Origin of the sequence: Paenibacillus nuruki, assembly GCF_001721045.1 — a bacterium.
In the GTDB taxonomy this organism is placed as follows: Bacteria; Bacillota; Bacilli; order Paenibacillales; family Paenibacillaceae; genus Saccharibacillus; species Saccharibacillus nuruki.
In genome coordinates this window covers 37,365-56,789 of record NZ_MDER01000012.1, presented here as the reverse complement: position 1 = coordinate 56,789, position 19,425 = coordinate 37,365, and the positions used below count along the sequence as shown (strand labels likewise).

Here is a 19,425-nt window from a genome sequence, read left to right as displayed (position 1 = left end):
GATATGAATAATGTGAAAAAATGGTTCGTGTATCTACTCTTCGCGATCCTGATCGTTACGCAATTGTATCCACTATTATGGCTAGTGATGTATTCACTCAAAACCAACGAAGAAATTCTAGGAGGTAGCTTTTTCGCTCTTCCGAATATTCCGCAGTGGCATAACTATGCAGATGCTTATACTTCAGGTAGCTATCTCAAGTATTTAGGCAACAGTGTCATCGTTACAGCGATTAGTTTGTTTGCTGTTATTATTTTCAGCTCAATGACTGCATATGCGATTACTCGCTTTAAATGGAAATATGGTCAATATGTAATGTTGCTGTTTTTACTAGGCATGATGATTCCACTACAAGCGACATTATTACCACTAATGATTATTTTCAAAAACTTAGACCTGCTTAATACACGCTGGTCGATTATTATTCCGTACACAGCGTTTGCTTTACCGATTGCGGTATTTATTTTAAGTGGATTTATGCGATCTATTCCGACGGATATCGAAGAATCTGCTTTTATGGATGGAGCAAGTGTGTACCGGATTTTCCGTAGTATTATTTTACCGATCTCTGTGCCGCCTGTGATGACGGTATGTATTCTAACCTTTATCAATATCTGGAATGAGTATATTGTAGCGGCGACCTTTATTTCATCCGAAGAACTCAAAACGTTGCCGTTCGGGGTGTATACCTTTGTCAGTCAGTATTCAGTCAATTACGGAAATATCGGAGCATTTCTTGTCATGGGTGCGTTACCGGTTATTATTTTCTACTTTATTCTGTCTGAACGTATCACAAAAGGAATGGTTGCAGGAGCAGTAAAAGGATAATTACCAAAAGCTACACAAAACTATTTTGCCAGAAGCTACCTTTATTGGTACTATCTCTGTATAGGGACTTGGCGGTAATCATGAAGAGGAACCAATCCTTTTTATGGTTACCGCCCTTTGGCTTTTTAGCGAACCTTGTAGAAAGGAGCATTCCACCGTGTCACGAAGCTTACATTCGATTCATAATCGGTTATTTATTTTGTTTTTGTTCTGTATGGCTGGGATTGTGTTGTTAGTGAGCATCCTTTTTTATAATCGTACAACGACTCAATTTCATGAAAAGCTAGGCGAGATTGCACAGAAAAATGTATCACAAACGGTGGGATTGCTTGATCTTCTACTAGGTAGTTATGATAGCCTTTCCAAATCGATTAGTGCCAATGTAGATATTGTGCGTCTGCTCGGTCAGAAGTCAGCAAGTTCGCCGCAAGTGGAGTACATTAATCAGAATTACATTACAACGATTATGGGTGCGATTTACTTTTCACGGGATGATCTAGTAGGGATTCATGTGATCGGTGAAAATGGCAAAATCTACGATTATAGCAATTCGATGAATGTGATTGATCCTGAATATACAAAATCGTCATGGTATCAGCAGATTAGCGGGTCGTCCGGTCAGATGGTATGGCTAGGCGTGTTTCCTCATTCGATTATCGATCAGGTGGAAGATCAGCCTGTGTTTGCTTTCGGTCGCCCTATTTTCAATCTCAACGAGCAACATCAGATAGGAATTGTATTGATCGAAGCACGAGCAGATACTTTTTTAACAGCAATGAATAATCTGAAATTAGGTCCTCATAGTGAAGTGAATATTGTAACAGGCGATGGCAAACATATCCCAACTTCGATAGAACCGAACAGTAAGCCTGGAACGATACCACCTCATATTTCACTTCCTCAGATTCCCGGTCAGGTCAATGTACAGCAGAATAATAGCCGTCTGATTGCCGCTTCCAAGCTGGGTACCACCAATTGGACAATCGTCAGCTCCACACCAGATCGTGATCTCAATGTCGAACTGACTCAGACCAAGCGTTATCTATTTATTGTGGTCACGGTGCTTATTGTGGTCTCTGCACTGATCGCTTTTATCGTTTCCCGTACGATCTCTTCGCCACTCAAGCGATTGATTCGAGAAATGAAGCAAGTGGAAAATGGGAATTTTCGTGGCATGGTGACCGTTACCTCTTACGAAGAAATCAATTCACTTGTATTATCGTTCAATCATATGGTTGCGCGTATCGAAGAACTGATCGAACGGGTCAAAGTCTCTTCGGTCAGTGAAAAGAATGCCGAGCTTCATGCGCTTCAATCACAGGTTAATCCTCATTTTCTCTATAACACACTGGATATGATCTACTGGATGCTTGATGAAAAAGGAAATGATGAGCTAGGCGATGTGGTGTTATCGTTATCGCATATGTTCCGTTATAGCAGTCATTGGGAAGACCATGCACTGGTTACGTTACGAGAAGAGATCGAACAGATCAATCATTATCTGACGATTATTCTGATCCGACTGGATGGTCGGTTAAGTGTAGAGATTGATGTCGAAGAGCAGTGGATGGATCTGCATGTGCCGAAGATGTTATTGCAACCGATTATCGAAAATGCAGTCAAACACGGTCTAGAAGCTTTGGATCGACCGGGCATTTTACGAGTGAGAGCGATACCTGATCGCAAATACCTCAATATTATTATTTCAGATAATGGTAAAGGAATGAATGAGTCTACCTTGGAGCGACTGAGAGATTCATTGCTTCGTCCAACCGATCCTGTACATCGTGAACGGAAAAGTATTGGCTTGCAAAATCTACATCAGCGGTTGTCTCATATGTTCGGGATTACTCATGGTATACAGATCGAGAGTTCTCTTGGAACAGGGACAGCGGTCAAATTAGTGCTACCGTTATCTGATCAATCTTCTCTTCTATCCTTGTCTGCGCAGACGATAGAGTCTGAATATTCAGATCAACCTATTTCGATCCATAAAGGAGGTATTGTTCGTGCACATTCTGATTACAGACGATGAAAGTTATATCCGTGAAGGGATCAAGCGTACCATCGAAAGTGTTTTTCCTAATTATCATGTTCATCTAGCATCTTCTGCGGAAGAAGCGGTATTGATGATGAGCCAGCATCGGATCGATATTATTCTGACCGATATTCTTATGCCCGGTATTAACGGTCTCGAATTGATGCGTATCTCCCGTCACAGTCAGCCTCAAGCGAAATGGATTGTTATCTCGGCGCATTCCGAGTTCTCTTATGCGCAACAAGCATTGCATCTAGGAGCAAGAGATTATCTACTGAAACCGATCGGCAAAAAGAAACTGGTTGAACTTATGGAATCGCTTACGATTGAGATCCGTCAGGAAAGAGTCGTCTCCAAAGGAGAAGAAGCGCTCAAAGATGGATTGAATTACTTACGAGAAGCAGTGTTTCAACGGTTAGCGGCAGGGCTCAGTATGGGCAAAATCAGTCTGGATACCTTTATCGCTGATTATCCCGAATTTCATCTGCTTCTGGTTAAAATGGAACAAGATGAGCACAGTACCCATCTGGAACATTTTATCGTGGAAAATGTATTAAATGAATTGATCGATCAGTCAGGTCAGGGGTTCGTCGTGAGCTTTGATCGCAATAGTCTGCTGGGCTTAGTCACCTTGCATGCTCATGTACAGATCGAGCATTTGTTAGAGCCATTGCAAGGGCATTTGCATAAGTATTTGAAAGTTCCTTTTTCCACCAGACACTCGGGTCCTCACCATGAGATTGAACATGTGGCTGTTGAAGTCAATCGACTGCGTGAAGAGAAAATTCAGCAAATGGATGCGTCAGAAGAAGGAAGTAGCAGCGACCAGGCGATTCAAGTGGCGCTACAGTATATTCGCGCTCATTTTAACGAAGAATTGTCTTTAGAAAAGGTAGCGGCTGTTGTATTTCTGAATCCGATTTATTTCAGCCAGTTGTTCAAGCAGAAAACAGGTCAAGGGTACAAAGATTATGTGATCTGTCTGCGGATGGAACAAGCCAAAGTGCTATTGCACAATCCCAAGCTTAAGCTTGCTGATATTGCAGAACAGATCGGCTACACCAATGTCGGTCATTTTACACAAGTATTCCGTAAAAAATTCATGGTGACCCCGACAGAGTATCGGATGCAGGAAAAAATCTTGAATACGTGAGTGTGACTTGATCACTAAACAGAGATTAATTAGGATATAAAGGGGGTGAATGATGTCTACGTCAGAAAAGAATATGTTGAATATTATTCTGCTGATGGTGTTGTTTGTAGCACTGATCTATTTTTCACAACCGTTGAATGATGTTTCGATAGGTCCTGTGATCGCTATGGGGATGGTTACATTACAAGCGATGATCTATTATATACATGGTTATAAGAATCAGACAGGTATTGAACAAACATGGCTTCAAGTGTTTACGGTAGTATCGTCTTTGATTATAATTGTGTATTTATTTTGGGTACATCAATGGATCATTATTAAATTATTGTACTGGGTATTAGAAGGCTCTCTTTTCTATGGATATGCAAAAAAACTAATCATTAGTAAACTACACTCTAAACCTAAATAACATGATATCCATAGTAATTTACATAAATAATCCGTTCGGTTTTGTGCTTTTAAAGTTAGTTTCATTTGTATGAATATTGGAGTAGAAAGGATGCAATGATTATCAATAAATATACTATTGGTTTGGCATTTTATATGCTTTTCTCTATCTGTGTCATTATCGGTTGTAGTAACCAAGAGGATTATAATAAGGTTCCAGCGTTAAATGCACAATGGAGTGATTCTATTCAGACAAGAAGTATTCCTGTCACAGTGGCTACATACAATTGGAATGGACAAATGACGTATGGAGGACCTTGGGAAGCTACAGAAAAGCAAAAACCTACTCTTGTAGAAGGAAATGCCACTATTCAACTTTCTTTTAATGGGACAAGTCCTGATGAAATTCGAATTCGTGAATATCCGAGTAAAACAGAATTTAAAAATATAGATAAAGCATCCAATCAAATCATCGTACCGAACAAACCGGGTGTATATGTATTTGGCGTAGATGGTACATGGGGAAATGATGGTGTAATATATGCTTTAAAAGTCAAAGTGAAATAAATAAGAATGCTCGTGAACCAAATATAGAGTACACAAAACCCTAACTTCGTATAGAAATTAGGGTTTTTATGTATAGCACTTTTATTTATCTTATACTTAAAGCTGACAATGGAATACCGCCTAATCTAATAAGCCAATCCTACTCGATATCCAATATACCGAGGGTCGCTTAACTGCTGATATGTGAAATAAGCTGTATCTCCTGTCGAAATAGATGCTCCACCTTCAGGCAAAACGTCTTGCTCATCACGATAGACACCGGTATAATCTCCATCGGGCAAGTACGTCGGACAGACCACTGTCCAGTCGAGCTTGGAATCGCGCAAAGTCTCATACATCATCCGGTGTTCTTCCGCAGCACGGGTGCTTTTGCGCTTGGATTCAGAAGATTCATAGCGATACTTATCGGCTTCAATACGGCTTTGTAAAATACCTGCTGTACCGACTGTAATAATGCGCGCAATCAACTGCTTCTGCATCAGATCAGCAATCATCGGCGTGCTGACAGATAACGTATTTGTTTTATCGGTATTCAGTGTACTTATGACAGCTTGTACCCCGTCCAACGCCGTATAAAGGTCACTACTGTTCAATACATCACCGACGATAACACGCAGACTTGGAATCTGTTCGTGGATAGGTAAAGAGTGATTGATCGCTGACATATTTTTAGGAGAGTCTACCAAATCCTCTGCATATTCTGCCAATTGCACATTTAACTTATCCAGAGAACGCACTAATACGGTAACCTCATGTCCATCTTGAAGTGCATATTGCAAAACGAATCGTCCGACACGTCCGGTAGCACCAAGCAGTAGAATACGCATTAGTTACTCTCAGCGTTTTTCCAGTTTTGCTCACAAAATGCTGCTAATTCTTGTTCTTCCTCTTCTTCCAGGTCGAAATCCAGTACACGTTCTGTGCCTTTTTCCATAATATCGTAGCTCACAATACCATTGCCTGTTTCTTGGACTTTATAGATTGCACGAATATATAGACCATTTACGGAGTAAATATCATCTTCTTCATCCACTTCAAAATCGATAAAAAATTCATAGCGTTTGCCTACCAAAATCTCAAAAGGGTCTTTAATCATCTCTACTTGATAACTGGTAATATCCATAATTCTATTCCTCCTGTATCCTTAGCGATGCGATTATATTATTCTAGTGATGTGGTATACATATAAAGTGCACTGTCATTGCTCAGTGCCGTCTTATTATAGCACGATTGCCGGAAAGTAGAGGATAGGGAAAGTGTGCTTCTTTTAGATTGAACAAATGTTTAATGTCTATTGAACAATTGTAAAAAGCATTGTATACTCAAAAGATACATGACATGTCAGCTTTGTCGCAAGTGATCGTCATCCAGATTGGCTTAGAGGAGAGAAATGGAATGAAGGCTTTATCCAAAGGGCAAACTGCTCTGTTTTTAGCATTTTTGATCTTAATGTGGGGTGTGAACTGGCCCTTATCCAAGTTCGCATTAAATTATGCACCTCCTATTTTATTTTCCGGTATTCGGACATTGATTGCAGGGTTATTGCTATTGGTTGTCGCTTTACCACGTTTGCGTGATTTACGTTGGAAGCAGACTTGGAAAATCTATGCGATATCTGCAATTCTAAATATTATTTTGTTTTATGGCTGTCAGACCATTGGGATCGCTTATATGCCAGCTGGATTGTTTTCAGCGATCGTCTTTTTACAACCGGTATTGGTAGGATTCCTATCCTGGTTATGGGTGGGCGAATCAATGAATCCACTCAAAGCTGTCGGACTAATCTTAGGTTGTGCAGGTGTAGCTACGATTAGCGCAGGGGGCTTCTCAGGTTCTATTTCAGTGATCGGTATCGTGTTGGCTTTGGCATCGGCAGTGAGCTGGGGTGTCGGAACTGTGTATGTGAAAAAAGTAGGCGACCGTGTTGATCCAATCTGGTTGGTGACTATTCAGTTGATTATGGGTGGAGTCGTGATGACTGCTGTCGGCACAGGAACGGAAAGCTGGGGAGACATTACGTGGAACGCTACGTTTATTGGTGTATTGCTGTTTATCTGTATTTTCGCAATCGCATTAAGCTGGTTATGTTTCTTCCGTCTTGTCGGTTCAGGTGAAGCAAGCACAGTGGGTTCATACACGTTCTTGATTCCATTAGTATCCATTATTCTTAGTGTGCTCTTTATGGGTGAGTCGGTAACGGTTAACCTGATTATTGGACTGGTATTGATCGTCATTAGTATTTTACTGGTCAATCGTACACCGAAAGAAAAATCAGGTCATACACCTGTTGTGAATATCGACACCAAAGAAGTACATTCTTAATCCAATAGAAATATAAAAATAAAAAGACTCTTTGATTGAAGCTCATTCGATCAAGGAGTCTTTTTTGTATGGTCTTCTGTATTTAGCTAGAGGATTCTAAAGGTTCGGTCTGCAACTGTTGTTGTTTGTTGAACAGACTAGGAGCGATAAATAGACTAAGTAAAATACTTGTAATAATCGCTGAAGTCATCGTTGTAAAAACAATTAATAATTGAAAACGCACTGCTGTAATCGGATCTGCACCTGCGATAATCTGTCCGGTCATCATACCCGGTAATTGGACTAATCCCAGTGTTTTCTGACCATCAATAGTAGGGATCATACTGGAACGGACTGCGCTTTTGAGTACAGGCATTATCGCTTGTCTTGGCGTTCCTCCGAGTGATAGAAGGAGAATAATTTCCCGTTGTCGTAGTGTCACTTCAGAACGAAGTCGAGTGACTAATAAACTTCCCAGTATCATCGAATTTCCGATAATCATACCGCTGATCGGTATAATATAACGGGCAGTTGCTGGAATAATGTTGAAGCCTAACAATAATGCTTGTGTGACAATCTCGACAATCACTAATGTAATAAATACTTTGATCGTCATATACGGAACCGATTTTCCTTTTTTGGAAACATTCAGTGAAGCGACTGTAATCATCAACAATAAGAATAGACCGACGACCCATAATTGCTCTAAGCCGAAAATAAAATTCAACACATAGCCGATAATTAACAGTTGGATAGTAGCTCGTAATGTAGCGATCAGTACATCTTTTTCTAGCCCTAATTTGAAAGAACGAGATAACACAACAGCAAAAAGTACAAAACATAAAGATAGCGTTAAAGCGATAATCGTCATTGGAGTTCACCTTTGATAAATTGCCGGGCTTCTTCTGTCTGTGGATGTGCAAAAAAGTCAGCGGTTGATCGCTGTTCTAACAATTGCCCGTTCATCAAAAACCATGTTTCTTGTCCAACACGTTGTGCTTGCTCCATCTGGTGAGTCACCCAGATCAAAGTGATCCTTGATTCTCGATTGATCTCTAATAATAATTGTTCCACTTCCCGTACAGAAGAAGGATCAAGTGCAGAAGTGATCTCATCAAGCAATAAAATTTGTGGTTGATTAGCGAGTGTACGTGCGAGTGCTAAGCGCTGTTTTTGCCCGCCAGACAGGTCTTGTACATGTTGTGTGAGTAGACTTGAAGATAACCCTACTTGTTCCATAAGAGTCTCAGGATTGCCGATATCGATCCCGTGTAAGCGCTGAGCGGTCTGCAAATTATAAAGAGCAGTTCCTTGTACCATTGGAGCATCTTGGAACACAATGCCTACATTGCGACGTAGTTCAGTAATAGGCCAGCTATGTATATCTTTGCCTTGAATATATAATTGTCCGGTGTCTGGAGTGATCAGTAGATTGCAAAGCGATAGCAATGTGCTTTTGCCAGAACCAGAAGGCCCTACCAGTGTAGTAATTGAGCCTTGCTTGATATCCCCATCAATACGATCTAATACAGTCACCGTATGATTAGCATGTGCAAACGATTTGGTGATATGTTGAAATTGAACCGCACAAGCAGATGGATGTGATAATGTCATTCGTCGCTCCAACATCCTTTCGTAATCTTTCTAACGTACTCTTTTATTATAAATAGTTCTGCAACAATAGAAACATCCTCAGGGGTATCTTTTGGTATACTGATTTTACAGAAAATAAGAGTAAGTGTTGAAGGAGGATTGAAATGTCATTTTCAATCGTTGTTTTTCAGGGACCTAGTGCATCAGGTAAAAGCACATTACAAGCAAGACTGGGTGTACCCAAAATTGTAACATGGACATCCCGCCAACCCAGAGCGGGTGAACAAGATGGTGTTGATTACCATTTTGCGACTAGAGAGCAGATTGAACTCATGTTTCGTCAAGGATTGATGTTAGAAATGAGTGAATATCGCAATAACCTATATGGAACATCAATTAGCTCGATTGAAGATGCAGGCAAAGATGGACAGGTACGTTCAACTGTAATGGATGCACCCGGAGCCAAGCTAGTCAAAGACAAATGGGGCGACCGTGTATTGTTAATTGGTGTACTGGCCGATCGGGAGCAACTGGCAAAGCGATTATTTGATCGTAAAGTTAGTATTGCTGAACAGGAACAACGGCTACTTAGTTATGATCAAGAAAAATCAGCATTATCTGCATGTGATCTGATTATTCATAACTCGGAAGGACAATTACGTACAGCCGAAAAGGTGATCGACTTTATTCGTGAAGGCATCACTCATGCTACACGTCCATAAGTAGATAACAGATAAACAGAAAGCCCCAAAACCATTGTTCATGATTTTGGGGCTTTCTCTCAAAAAAATTATTTAAGGTTGTCTTCAGACAATGAATTGTGAGATTGTGGCGGTGCCGGTTTTAGTTCTGGCTTCACGCTAAACGGTTCTGGCTTGCTGATTTTAAATTCATGACCATCTGGTGCTGGCCCGTTTATCCATTTCAGTTCTTTGCTACTTTCAGAATTCGTGTAAAGAGTATGAGAAAATTCGGTTGCTTCCCATTCTGGCGGAAGCGTTCCAGGTACAATTGGACCTTCTTTTGCTTCTAGTTCTTTAATAGCCGCAAGCCACTGGTTTTGGTGCATGGTGTCGCGGGCTAATAAGAATGAAAACAGGTCTTTTACGCCTTTATCATCTGTCATGCTATAGAGACGGGCTACCTGCAAACGCCCTTGTGATTCTGCATTAACGTTGGCACGAAAATCAGCCAGCAAGTTGCCGCTTGCTACGATATATCCTGCGTTCCAAGGAACACCATTGCTATCTTTTGGAGAAGCGCCTAGACCGTGAACAATGGCGTGCTGAGGATTCATACCGCCCATGATGGCTCCAACTATTGGATCACTTGCAGCTTTTTCCTGTTCATGAACAGGTGCCCCTTCAAGGAGTCTTGCCACCATCGTTGCGAGCATTTCAATATGCCCCAACTCCTCTGTTCCTGTATCCATCAGCAGATATTTATATTTTTCGTTTCCTCTTGTACTCCACCCTTGGAATAAATATTGCATGGCAACTGACATTTCGCCGTATTGACCGCCGATCAGTTCCTGCACTTTTTTAGCAAAGACTGGATCTGGAGCATCCGGTTTTGCGTAATATTGAAGTTCTCCTGTGCGAAAAAACATAAATAAAACCTCCAATTTGATTTTAGTTTTTATCCTTAGAGCTCACTTGCCTTTGTTCTTTGGAATGGCATTTTTTGGATGCCTACCATCATCATTAGAGTCACTTCTACTTGCATGGAGTTATCGATTTTTAGTATTCAAATGTGCAGGAACGGATTCATTTTCTACAACATTCTGTTACTGGTTTAGATGGTTACCCATTCGCCTCAATCATTGATAACTCTGCAATCTATTTTTACCCAAATCATTCTTTTTTATCGTTAGGTATGCTCCATAGATTCTACTCATATTTAATAATTCAAATAGAGCGTTCACAGATAAAAAGAGAAATTCGTCGTGAGTAACACGGCTTCACCTTTTAATATTTTGCTATTAACACAGCTATTACTTCTGGTAATAACTCATATATAAACGAAAATAAGAGCTCTTTTACTTATTATTCCTTTGGCTCCAGCAATAAGATGATGTAGCTTACATCGCTTTCGAAATTCCAATCCAGCAAGATATCCTTTGTTTCAGCTACTCGTTTATAACCAAATATTGTAGCCATAGAAAAAAAACACCTCAGCATTGATTTACTGGTATTTTCATACCCGTTTTTCAATGAAAGGTGTTTTTATATATATCATGTATAACGCAAATTTATTCCGATTTCGGATGGCGTTCTTGCAATTCAAGCCAGATAGCAGCTAGATCGAGTTCACCTTTACCATTATTATTCGCTTCACGATACGTGCGATCAGCGGCTTCTGCAAGTGGCAATTGTACGTTTAACCGCTTCGCTTCAGTCGTGAGTAAGCCCAAGTCTTTGGAAATTAGACTTAGCATAAATGCCGCAGGGAATTCGTTATGGATAAACATCTCTTTTTTACCCGCTAATAGCGGAGTTGCTACAGCAGATTCACCGAACATTTCTAATACTTGTTCACGATTTAACCCAGAACGTTCAGCGATTAATAACGATTCTGCAATCGCTTGTGTAGAGATACCTAGCAATAAATTGATCGATAATTTGGCAGCACTACCGTTACCCACTTCACCGAAATGGATCGTTTTCTTCCCTAAAATATCAAAAAACGGTTGGCAAGCTTCGATCTCTGCCGTCTGACCGCCTGCGAGAATAACGAGAGTGCCTTGCTCTGCTGGCGCAACAGAACCAGATACCGGAGCATCGACATAGATTGCTCCTTGGGCTGCTATCTGCTCAGCAAATTCTTTTGCTTCTTCCGGGCTGATCGTGCTCATATTGATCACATACGTACCTGCGCGAAGCTGACTCAGAATACCTTGTTCTCCGCTCAGCACATCGTCTATCGCTTCTTTTTTGGTCAGCATGATAAAGACGGCTTCTGCTTGAGCGATGGCTTCTACAGGGGAAGCGTATAGTGTTGCTCCTGCTTCGGCTAAAGGTTGAGCACGCTCTATTGTACGATTGTATACCTGTACGTTATATCCTTCTTTGAGCAAATTGTGAGCCATAGGCAAGCCCATATGACCTGTGCCGATCCACGCTATATTCTTCATTATTGCCACTCCTTTGATGAGTATAAAATGATCTAATCATGATGCTGATTTGTTTAAAGCTATTCTTTTGATGGTACTCATGTATGAATACCCAAATGATGTTCAACTTATGCTTTATTATAAATGGTTCTTCTTTATCCGACCATAACAGTTGACATTATCTCAACCTGTAACTATAATTGTTACATGTAAGGGTTAATGTATATTACAGCTTGATAGCTACACATATAGCAAGTACGTATTTCGTCGAATCATACACATTAAATGGAGGTTTTAGATATGAAAATCGCAGTTATTGGTGCAACAGGTAAAGCAGGATCATTGATCGTTGAAGAGGCTTTGAGCAGAGGACACGAAGTAACAGCAATCGTCCGTAACGCTTCTAAAGTACAACAAGATAAAGTGAATGTAGTTGAAAAAGAAGTATTGGATCTAACAACAGAAGATATTAAAGGCTATGATGTTGTAGTGAATGCATATGGTGCTCCGCAAGGACAAGAAGAATCTCATGTGACTGTAGGTCAATCGTTGATTGAGATTTTGAAAGGTGCTCCTGATACTCGTTTAATCGTAGTTGGTGGTGCAGGTAGCTTGTATGTAGATGATGCTCAATCAGTACGCTTAATCGATACACCAGACTTCCCGGAAGCTTACAAAGCAACCGCATCTAATCAAGGCAAAAACTTGGATGATTTGAAAGCATCTAGCGGTATCCAATGGACATTTTTAAGTCCTGCTGCCTTTTTTGATGCATCAGGTCCACGTACAGGTTCATACACAGCCGGTCAAGAAAAAATGATCGTTAATAATGAAGGCAACAGCTACATTAGCTATGCTGATTATGCGATTGCGATTGTAGACGAAGCAGAGCAAGCTGCACATGTGAACCAACGCTTTAGTGTAGTAGGCGAAGCGAAGTAATATTCTTTTCAAATAAAATAGATGTATGAAAATCTATAGATAGATTCAATCATCTGTACAATCACAAAAAACCTTTTTCCTTATCATAGGGAAGAGGTTTTTTGCAATCGTATTTCTCTATATTGATGCAACAAATACATAGCATTCCCTGTAAAAACCATATATAATAAGTGAAAAAACAATTCCGATCAGAATTGTAGGGAAAACGGTGGGATATTATGGGTAAGCATATCAAAGGCGTAACCTCCATCAAAAAAGCAGTCTATGACCGAATTGCGATGCAGGACGATATATCCAAAGCAGAAATTATGAATGAATTTCAGATGACTAGCAGTAGCCTTACTCGTCTGCTTGAAGAAATGACAAATGAAGGCTGGATTATGGAGTCTGGATTCGGTCAATCGACAGGTGGAAGACGACCGATTTTGTATCGGATCAATGCGAATTTTCGCTATATTTTTGGCTTAGATATTTCACGTATTTATTCCGTATTGGGGCTTTATGATATGCGGATGCAACCGTTAGCGATGGTGCGCTGGTCTATGGATGAGAGCATGACACCTGAGCGATTAGTCCAGCATGTACAGCAACAAGTAGAACAGATGTTATCTGAGCAAGGCATAGCCCATAACTTGGTGATCGGAATGGGTGTAGGTGCAGTAGGACCTCTTAGTCGTGAGCAAGGCAAAATACTTAATCCGCTTTACTTTGCAGCACCGGGTTGGAAAGACATTCCACTACGACGCTGGTTAGAAGAAGCGACAGGCTTATCAGTTACGCTTGAAAATGGAGCGAACACCGCACTTACAGGCGAGCACTGGATGGTGCGTGATGAACATATTCAACATATGTTGTATGTGCATGTTGGTACAGGTCTACGGTCTGCAATGATGTCTAATGGACATGTGGTGCATGGAGCAGTCGATATGGAAGGTTCGATCGGACAAATGATTATCCAGACGGATGGACCACGGCTTCATGGAGCAGGTAATTATGGAGCTTTAGAAGCTTTTGCATCCGTACAAGCATTAGAGCAACAAGTCCGTGCTCGTAGCAAGATGGGGCGTTCTGTGTGGGACAGTCAGGTCGCCGTGAAGCCAGAAGCAATTAATTTCACAACATTAGTGCAGTCGTTAGAAACAGGCAATGATCATATCAAAGAAATCTTTGCTCAATCGGCGGCGTATATGGGGATTGGGTTAGCGAATCTGATCAATATTTTGCATCCGGAAAAGATTATTCTGGGTGGTGTGCTCATCAATTCACATGATTTGTTCTACAATACAGCGATTGCGGTCGCTGAGCAGAATATCTATTACTCCAATAGCTATCGACCTGTATTTTCAAAAGGATTGTTAGAAGAAAATGCAGTAGCTACAGGAGCCGCTGTTATGGTCTGGCACGAGATGGATCTGTAACAAACACGAGAACATACAAAAATAACCCCTAGCTTTCTTGGAAATATCTCAAGAAAATAGGGGTTATTGATATTTATTGCGGTTTGAGTTGTGCTAGAATCTGTGGATCTTTGATCTTGTGATCTTGAGCAAGCATAACGATTTTAGATAAAATCTCTGCTGTTCTCGGATCTTCATCCATAAATGGTAAAAATAATCGTCCACGATGCTGAGAATGGACAGGGATAATATGCAGAGCACTAGCAGCTTGTTGATACACGATCGCACTACCTAGATGCACACTGTAATTCCCTAAACTTCCTTCAATACGAGCATGATTGCCTTCTACTTTTACATTGTCGATATGAAGTAGACGTAACGATTCTTCCACAATCACACGACGCATTTCGATCGTGGTTAAGCTACTTTCAGGATCAACACCACCTACATGAGCTACACTGACCACCAGATCCACATCACGCATGATTTCAGAGAAAATCAGTGGAGATACTTGATCAAAAGGCAACCGTTCATAGTTAGAACGATTATAAAATTGTACCGTTTCCAGTGTAGGTGCTTCTGTATCCGCAGGTGAGAACCAATCTGCTAGTGCATAGAGATTGGCAATAATATTTTCTTTGTAATAGACTTTCTGCAAGCCTTCTTCGTAACTGACAGTCCAACCTCTTCCACGTAGTAAAGCGACCGCTTTGTTCGGTTGAATCTGGTATCCAGCATAACGACGAGAGAGATTACCACTAGCACGCTCATCTTCGTTAGGGAGATACAATTCACGGAATACTTGCTTGAACGGTTGACGTTGCTGACGCTCAAATAGATCTCGTTGATACAGACTCCATTGACCACTTTCATACAGATGGACAGGGTGAGCAATAATCACTTGATCTTCTAATTGCAAAGGATGCTCCGTACCGTCTGGACTGCGCAACAGACTAGCTTCCCCATCAAGATAACCGAGTGCTTGATCTGCCTGTAATACCAATGTATTGACCAGTGGAGCAAGAACAGGATTATGCGATAATTTGATCAATTCATCTGCTGTAAAAGTAGTGCTATTGGTCATCGAACGTTCCAATTCTTGACGGGCACGACGATATTGATCGGTTAGTTCAGATTTTACTTCTTTCAGACGAATAATATATTCATTTTTATTCAGACGTGCTGGAACCGATTTGAGTGGTTTCTCTTGCTTGATCGCTGTTAAGCTAGTCTGCCCTTCATGATCAATCACTAGCGAGACGTTCAGACCTTCTTCAATCGCGTGTGGTTCAAAATAAGCCAGCAAATCATCCAACTTGCGTGATTCCATATCCCATTGAAGACGGGTGACATCGGTATAACCAGCATTACGAGCCAGGTTATCCAGTGCAATTGCCGAGACCGCTCCTTCACTAGCACGACGTTGTGCGCCGAACGTTTTACTTTGTTTGAGGAACAATTGAATAAATTCATACCGCTGACGAATATCAGCATCACGCTTGGTACCTGAAGCCAGTGGAATCAAGCTATAAGCAAGCAACTGATCTTTGTTACGCTTATCTGCTACAGACTGTTGAATCGATGCTAGATCAAGCTTACCGAGTACCGCATCGGCGAATAATTGACTGCGACGATGATTCGAGCCTGCCGAGATATATTTAGCACACTCATATAAGATATCAAATCGTTCTGTACCTAATTCATCATAGGCTTGACGGAACCAGACGATATCGAACGCACCATCATTGAACTCTTGTGGAGAGATCGGTGAATAATGTGCTACAATCGTTTCTTTTTCCGCTGAGAAAGTCTCATTAATATGGGCATGGAAATACCATGCTGCACTACGTAGACCTTTCCAACCTAGATGTTTGGCGATGATTTCGATCCATTGCGGAGCATACATCGCTGCTTCTAATAATTTCTTGTCATCTATCGGATATTGCTGAAGTAACGATTCTAATTTGTGCTCATCTTCGCCTTCTAAAGGATACGTGTTTTTGAGCAAATAACTGAATGTCTCTTTCTTCGTAATACTATTGCCATATCCGTAAATATACCCGCGTACAAACGTTTCTTTTTGCAGATTCGATAGAATACGTACAAAGACTTCCGTGCCTTCTACACGTTGAATATTCATCGCCAGTGAAGTGACTCCGGTTACTAATTCCCCACGGCTAAGTTCAATTTCCAAAATGCGAGCAAGTACAGCATCTCGAATCGGTATCATTTTAGGATATTCTTTTACATTAATCTGAGTATCGTATTTGATATTTTGAGATGTTAATTCTCGAATAAACTGGCGACTGAGATCGCTGCTCATGATTTTGGAGTAGATTTCGTTATCGCTGATTTTGTCCCATTCATAAGCACGTGCATAATCGGTTGTGCCCAGTAGACCATCCTGACCATAATAAAATTCCAATGTATAAAAGATATGAAACATTTGCATTGACGATTCTTGATCGTAGAGACGACTGCGCACTAACGAACGCCACGGTGAAATCAAAAATTTAAAGAGACCACTTTCTTCTTTTAACTTTTCTTGTGGGAATGTATAGATCATTGTAATCAGCGCATCCCGAACCATAGCGAAAGTAGCCTGTTTATCACTATCTTCCAAATAAGCTCGGATCAGCTCATCCAATTGTTGGCGATGAATCAGCTCATCTAATTGTTGACGATATGGAAGTGTTTGGTAGAATGTCTGTATTTCTAAGATTTGTTCTAACGGATAAATAGACTCGATAAATGTTTTTCGCCAACCTTCTAACAATCTATGTTTTCCGAGCTCCATATAATCCATTTGATCGATAAAATAGCTGTATAGATCATCTAAAGTTTGATCATACATTTCGGATTGGGTATACAGATACAACTGTATCATTCCTTCAACTGGAAGATCGCTTTGTTGTAAATAGTGTTGCCACACTTCAGGCAAAGGATATTGCTCTATTTGCAGAGTCTTACTATCTGCATTCGGATTTTGCCAATTCCCCCTGAGTCGATTACCAATTAACAGCGTTTCTTTATAACCACTATAGTATTCGACTGTATATTCATGATCTCGATGTTCATGTATTAGATCGTTTAATCCTTGTAGAAAATCGGTGATGCGCTTCGGTTCAATTGTAAATACATCACGTTGCAATAGGAAATCTGGATGTGCTGGTTTTTCTTTTAACCATTCATCCATCATTCGAGGATCAAATAATCCAAATCCATTGTTTTCATTGTATTTATCAGTTGATCCTAATTTATCAATCAAGACTTGTTCTTTGGCAGTTGGCTTGGCTATCGTATCTAGCAACGGTAATAAACGTTCATACTGTTCAGACCGTTCAGGTTTGCTTTGTAATTCACTGATCGTTTCTAAGCCAGCCAATCGTTGCAATTCGCTTTTACTTTGTATTAAACGATGAACTGTAGTGTCTAGTGAATCAACAGGTTGATTAAGAAGCAATTGAATCGCACCTTGACGCAATGAACCTGTTTTGAGTTTGAGTAGATTTTCGATATCTTGTAATTCCGTATCGTTCAATATAAGCTTATTAGCTTGTTTCAGAGCTAACTCACGATTAGACATACTTTTATCTGACAGTGAAGCAAATACAAACTGTCGTTGTTCCGGCATATCTGTATTTGAAAGATAATGTTGTAGTATGGTTCCACGTAGATCAGGGCTTAATTTATCTTTTAACTGTAAAATCTCACTGATCCATTGTTCATCCATATCATATGCAGCTAGATACAGCATTTTTTTGATAGGCAGATCAGCAGAATAGCTCACCTGTACAAAATCCAGCACGCTCGACTGGAACGAAATCTCACGTCCATTCAGACTTGAAAATAGATTGCGGAAATGTTCAAAGTCCTGTCTACGTACCTGTTTATCTTCTAACAAAGGAGTACGAGGAACTACCAGTTGAAGTGCTGCCATATCGCGTATCGTTTCCCATGAGTAGTAGCATTCATAATCGTAGTTCACAAGTACCCAATAGCGGATTTCATCATCCTCTTCTGCCAGATGAGGTTGTGCAATACGTAGACGCAAATCTTTATTTTGACTATTACGAAGGACATAAAGCGCTACAATCTTCTGATAACGTGCTCCTGTATCCATTAGATGTTGAATCCGTTCATAGACATCTTGCTCTTCATGCACAGCAGTTGCCCACAGGCTCATATAGATATGATTCGCATTTGCACTGCTTAACCATTCTTCTCGAACAGATTGGTCTGACAATGCTTCATAGGCTTGTGTAATCAATTGCTTGGATACTCGTGTATTCGTTGCTTCTAGATTGATGCCTGTCCATGTTCCTAATGCACGCACGATAGAACTATAACGAATGAGATCATTTTCAATAATAGTACGCAGTAAAGTCATTGTGGCTTCCAAAGTACCTTCGTCCAGTTGCTCGACAATACTTTGACGTAGACCTTCTTGCAGACGAGCGGCTATCAGTAATTCGCTGATCATGTTGTATGCTTCCGGTTGATGACTCATCAGCATCCCTTCAATCATTGAGCGATCGAATAGAGCCGTCTGATTGTCTCCATAAATGATCTCATGCAAAGCTTTTTTCACTTTAGGTTGATCATGATCCCATGCGTAAGCGATATGAATAGCAATCGCTTCTTTTTGTACCCGGTAATCTTTGCTGAGCGGATAATCACGTTCAGTCAAATACGTATGCAGATCAAATTCATACGCATTTAGGAAAAAGAGAGAGATTAATTGAGATAAGATTGGTGCTATATGTAAAGAGATATCGGATGTACGGTAAGGACGGCGAGTATAACCAACACTATACGGGTACTCGGTTGCATGTTCTGTCATATAGCGGAAAAGATCAGCAGTAGCTTTATCGGATAAACGTTCCACAACTTCAATCAAAGGTTCAAAAGATACCGACTGGGTATCGGTTTTTACCCCTAATATCTGCTTCAGTTGATCCACTTCATCGTCACTGTTCGTGATATAAGTATGCTCATAGAGGTGTACACAATACTGAGCGATCTGCTGTTGTTGACCTATCAGTTCAGCAGTCCTCTTCTTCAAATGTTCAAGATATTCATCATAATAATTGCGTTCACTCATGAT

General features: G+C 40.5%; 16 protein-coding genes. 9 read left to right on the top strand and 7 right to left on the bottom strand.

Translation table 11 applies throughout. The features are described from left to right. Window positions 1–3 precede the first annotated feature (3 nt). The 5 genes from PTI45_RS01415 to PTI45_RS01395 all read left to right on the top strand — a co-directional run bounded on the left by PTI45_RS01415 (window position 4) and on the right by PTI45_RS01395 (window position 4,973). Window positions 4–828, top strand: a complete 825-nt coding sequence (locus tag PTI45_RS01415; RefSeq protein WP_069325766.1) for a carbohydrate ABC transporter permease — start codon at window positions 4–6, stop codon at window positions 826–828. A gap of 157 nt (window positions 829–985) precedes the next feature. Next, entirely contained in the window at window positions 986–2,863 is a 1,878-nt protein-coding gene (locus tag PTI45_RS01410) for a cache domain-containing sensor histidine kinase (protein WP_425415561.1), read from the top strand. Continuing rightward, window positions 2,838–4,019: a response regulator gene (locus PTI45_RS01405; RefSeq protein WP_069325765.1), complete on the top strand. Its 1,182-nt coding sequence runs from the start codon at window positions 2,838–2,840 to the stop codon at window positions 4,017–4,019. Before PTI45_RS01410 ends, PTI45_RS01405 begins: the two co-directional genes overlap by 26 nt. Before the next feature lie 52 nt (window positions 4,020–4,071). Then, complete coding sequence (locus PTI45_RS01400) at window positions 4,072–4,428, top strand: hypothetical protein (protein WP_069325764.1); 357 nt, start codon at window positions 4,072–4,074, stop codon at window positions 4,426–4,428. 95 nt (window positions 4,429–4,523) lie between these two features. Beyond that, complete coding sequence (locus PTI45_RS01395; protein WP_069325763.1) at window positions 4,524–4,973, top strand: hypothetical protein; 450 nt, start codon at window positions 4,524–4,526, stop codon at window positions 4,971–4,973. Between the two features lie 125 nt (window positions 4,974–5,098). On the opposite strand, the gene PTI45_RS01390 is transcribed toward PTI45_RS01395, so the two are convergent. Together PTI45_RS01390 and PTI45_RS01385 are read right to left on the bottom strand one after the other, a co-directional pair. Continuing rightward, window positions 5,099–5,800 carry an NAD(P)-dependent oxidoreductase gene (locus tag PTI45_RS01390; protein WP_069325762.1) on the bottom strand — a complete coding sequence of 234 codons (702 nt, stop codon included), beginning with the start codon at window positions 5,798–5,800 and terminating at the stop codon, window positions 5,099–5,101. Further along, window positions 5,800–6,096, bottom strand: coding sequence for a DUF6509 family protein (locus PTI45_RS01385; protein WP_069325761.1), 297 nt, complete (start codon window positions 6,094–6,096; stop codon window positions 5,800–5,802). The genes PTI45_RS01390 and PTI45_RS01385 overlap by 1 nt, the downstream gene beginning before the upstream one ends. Before the next feature lie 272 nt (window positions 6,097–6,368). On the opposite strand from PTI45_RS01385, the gene PTI45_RS01380 reads away from it, so the two are divergent. Further along, window positions 6,369–7,295: a DMT family transporter gene (locus PTI45_RS01380; RefSeq protein WP_069325760.1), complete on the top strand. Its 927-nt coding sequence runs from the start codon at window positions 6,369–6,371 to the stop codon at window positions 7,293–7,295. An 82-nt stretch (window positions 7,296–7,377) separates the two neighbouring features. Here the strand turns inward: PTI45_RS01380 and PTI45_RS01375 are convergent, their stop codons facing one another. Continuing rightward, a complete protein-coding gene (locus PTI45_RS01375; protein ID WP_069325759.1) occupies window positions 7,378–8,145 on the bottom strand; it encodes an ABC transporter permease in 768 nt (255 codons plus the stop codon). Next, window positions 8,142–8,888 (bottom strand): ABC transporter ATP-binding protein, encoded by a 747-nt coding sequence (locus tag PTI45_RS01370; protein WP_069325758.1) that lies wholly within the window; start codon window positions 8,886–8,888, stop codon window positions 8,142–8,144. Before PTI45_RS01370 ends, PTI45_RS01375 begins: the two co-directional genes overlap by 4 nt. 143 nt (window positions 8,889–9,031) lie before the next feature. Between PTI45_RS01370 and PTI45_RS01365 the strand changes: the two genes are divergently transcribed. Then, window positions 9,032–9,589, top strand: coding sequence for a guanylate kinase (locus tag PTI45_RS01365; protein WP_069325757.1), 558 nt, complete (start codon window positions 9,032–9,034; stop codon window positions 9,587–9,589). 68 nt (window positions 9,590–9,657) lie between these two features. Here the strand turns inward: PTI45_RS01365 and PTI45_RS01360 are convergent, their stop codons facing one another. Both PTI45_RS01360 and PTI45_RS01355 read right to left on the bottom strand, forming a co-directional pair. Continuing rightward, entirely contained in the window at window positions 9,658–10,476 is an 819-nt protein-coding gene (locus tag PTI45_RS01360) for a manganese catalase (RefSeq protein ID WP_069325756.1), read from the bottom strand. Window positions 10,477–11,118: 642 nt separating this feature from the next. Then, window positions 11,119–12,000, bottom strand: coding sequence for an NAD(P)-dependent oxidoreductase (locus PTI45_RS01355; RefSeq protein WP_069325755.1), 882 nt, complete (start codon window positions 11,998–12,000; stop codon window positions 11,119–11,121). A gap of 279 nt (window positions 12,001–12,279) precedes the next feature. On the opposite strand from PTI45_RS01355, the gene PTI45_RS01350 reads away from it, so the two are divergent. Both PTI45_RS01350 and PTI45_RS01345 read left to right on the top strand, forming a co-directional pair. Next, the gene (locus tag PTI45_RS01350) at window positions 12,280–12,921 is read left to right on the top strand and encodes an NAD(P)-dependent oxidoreductase (RefSeq protein WP_069325754.1); all 642 of its coding nucleotides are present in this window, start codon (window positions 12,280–12,282) and stop codon (window positions 12,919–12,921) included. A 218-nt stretch (window positions 12,922–13,139) separates the two neighbouring features. Further along, a complete protein-coding gene (locus PTI45_RS01345) occupies window positions 13,140–14,339 on the top strand; it encodes an ROK family protein (protein ID WP_069325753.1) in 1,200 nt (399 codons plus the stop codon). A gap of 73 nt (window positions 14,340–14,412) precedes the next feature. On the opposite strand, the gene PTI45_RS01340 is transcribed toward PTI45_RS01345, so the two are convergent. Further along, window positions 14,413–19,422, bottom strand: a complete 5,010-nt coding sequence (locus PTI45_RS01340) for a DUF4132 domain-containing protein (RefSeq protein ID WP_069325752.1) — start codon at window positions 19,420–19,422, stop codon at window positions 14,413–14,415. Between the last annotated feature and the right edge of the window lie 3 nt (window positions 19,423–19,425).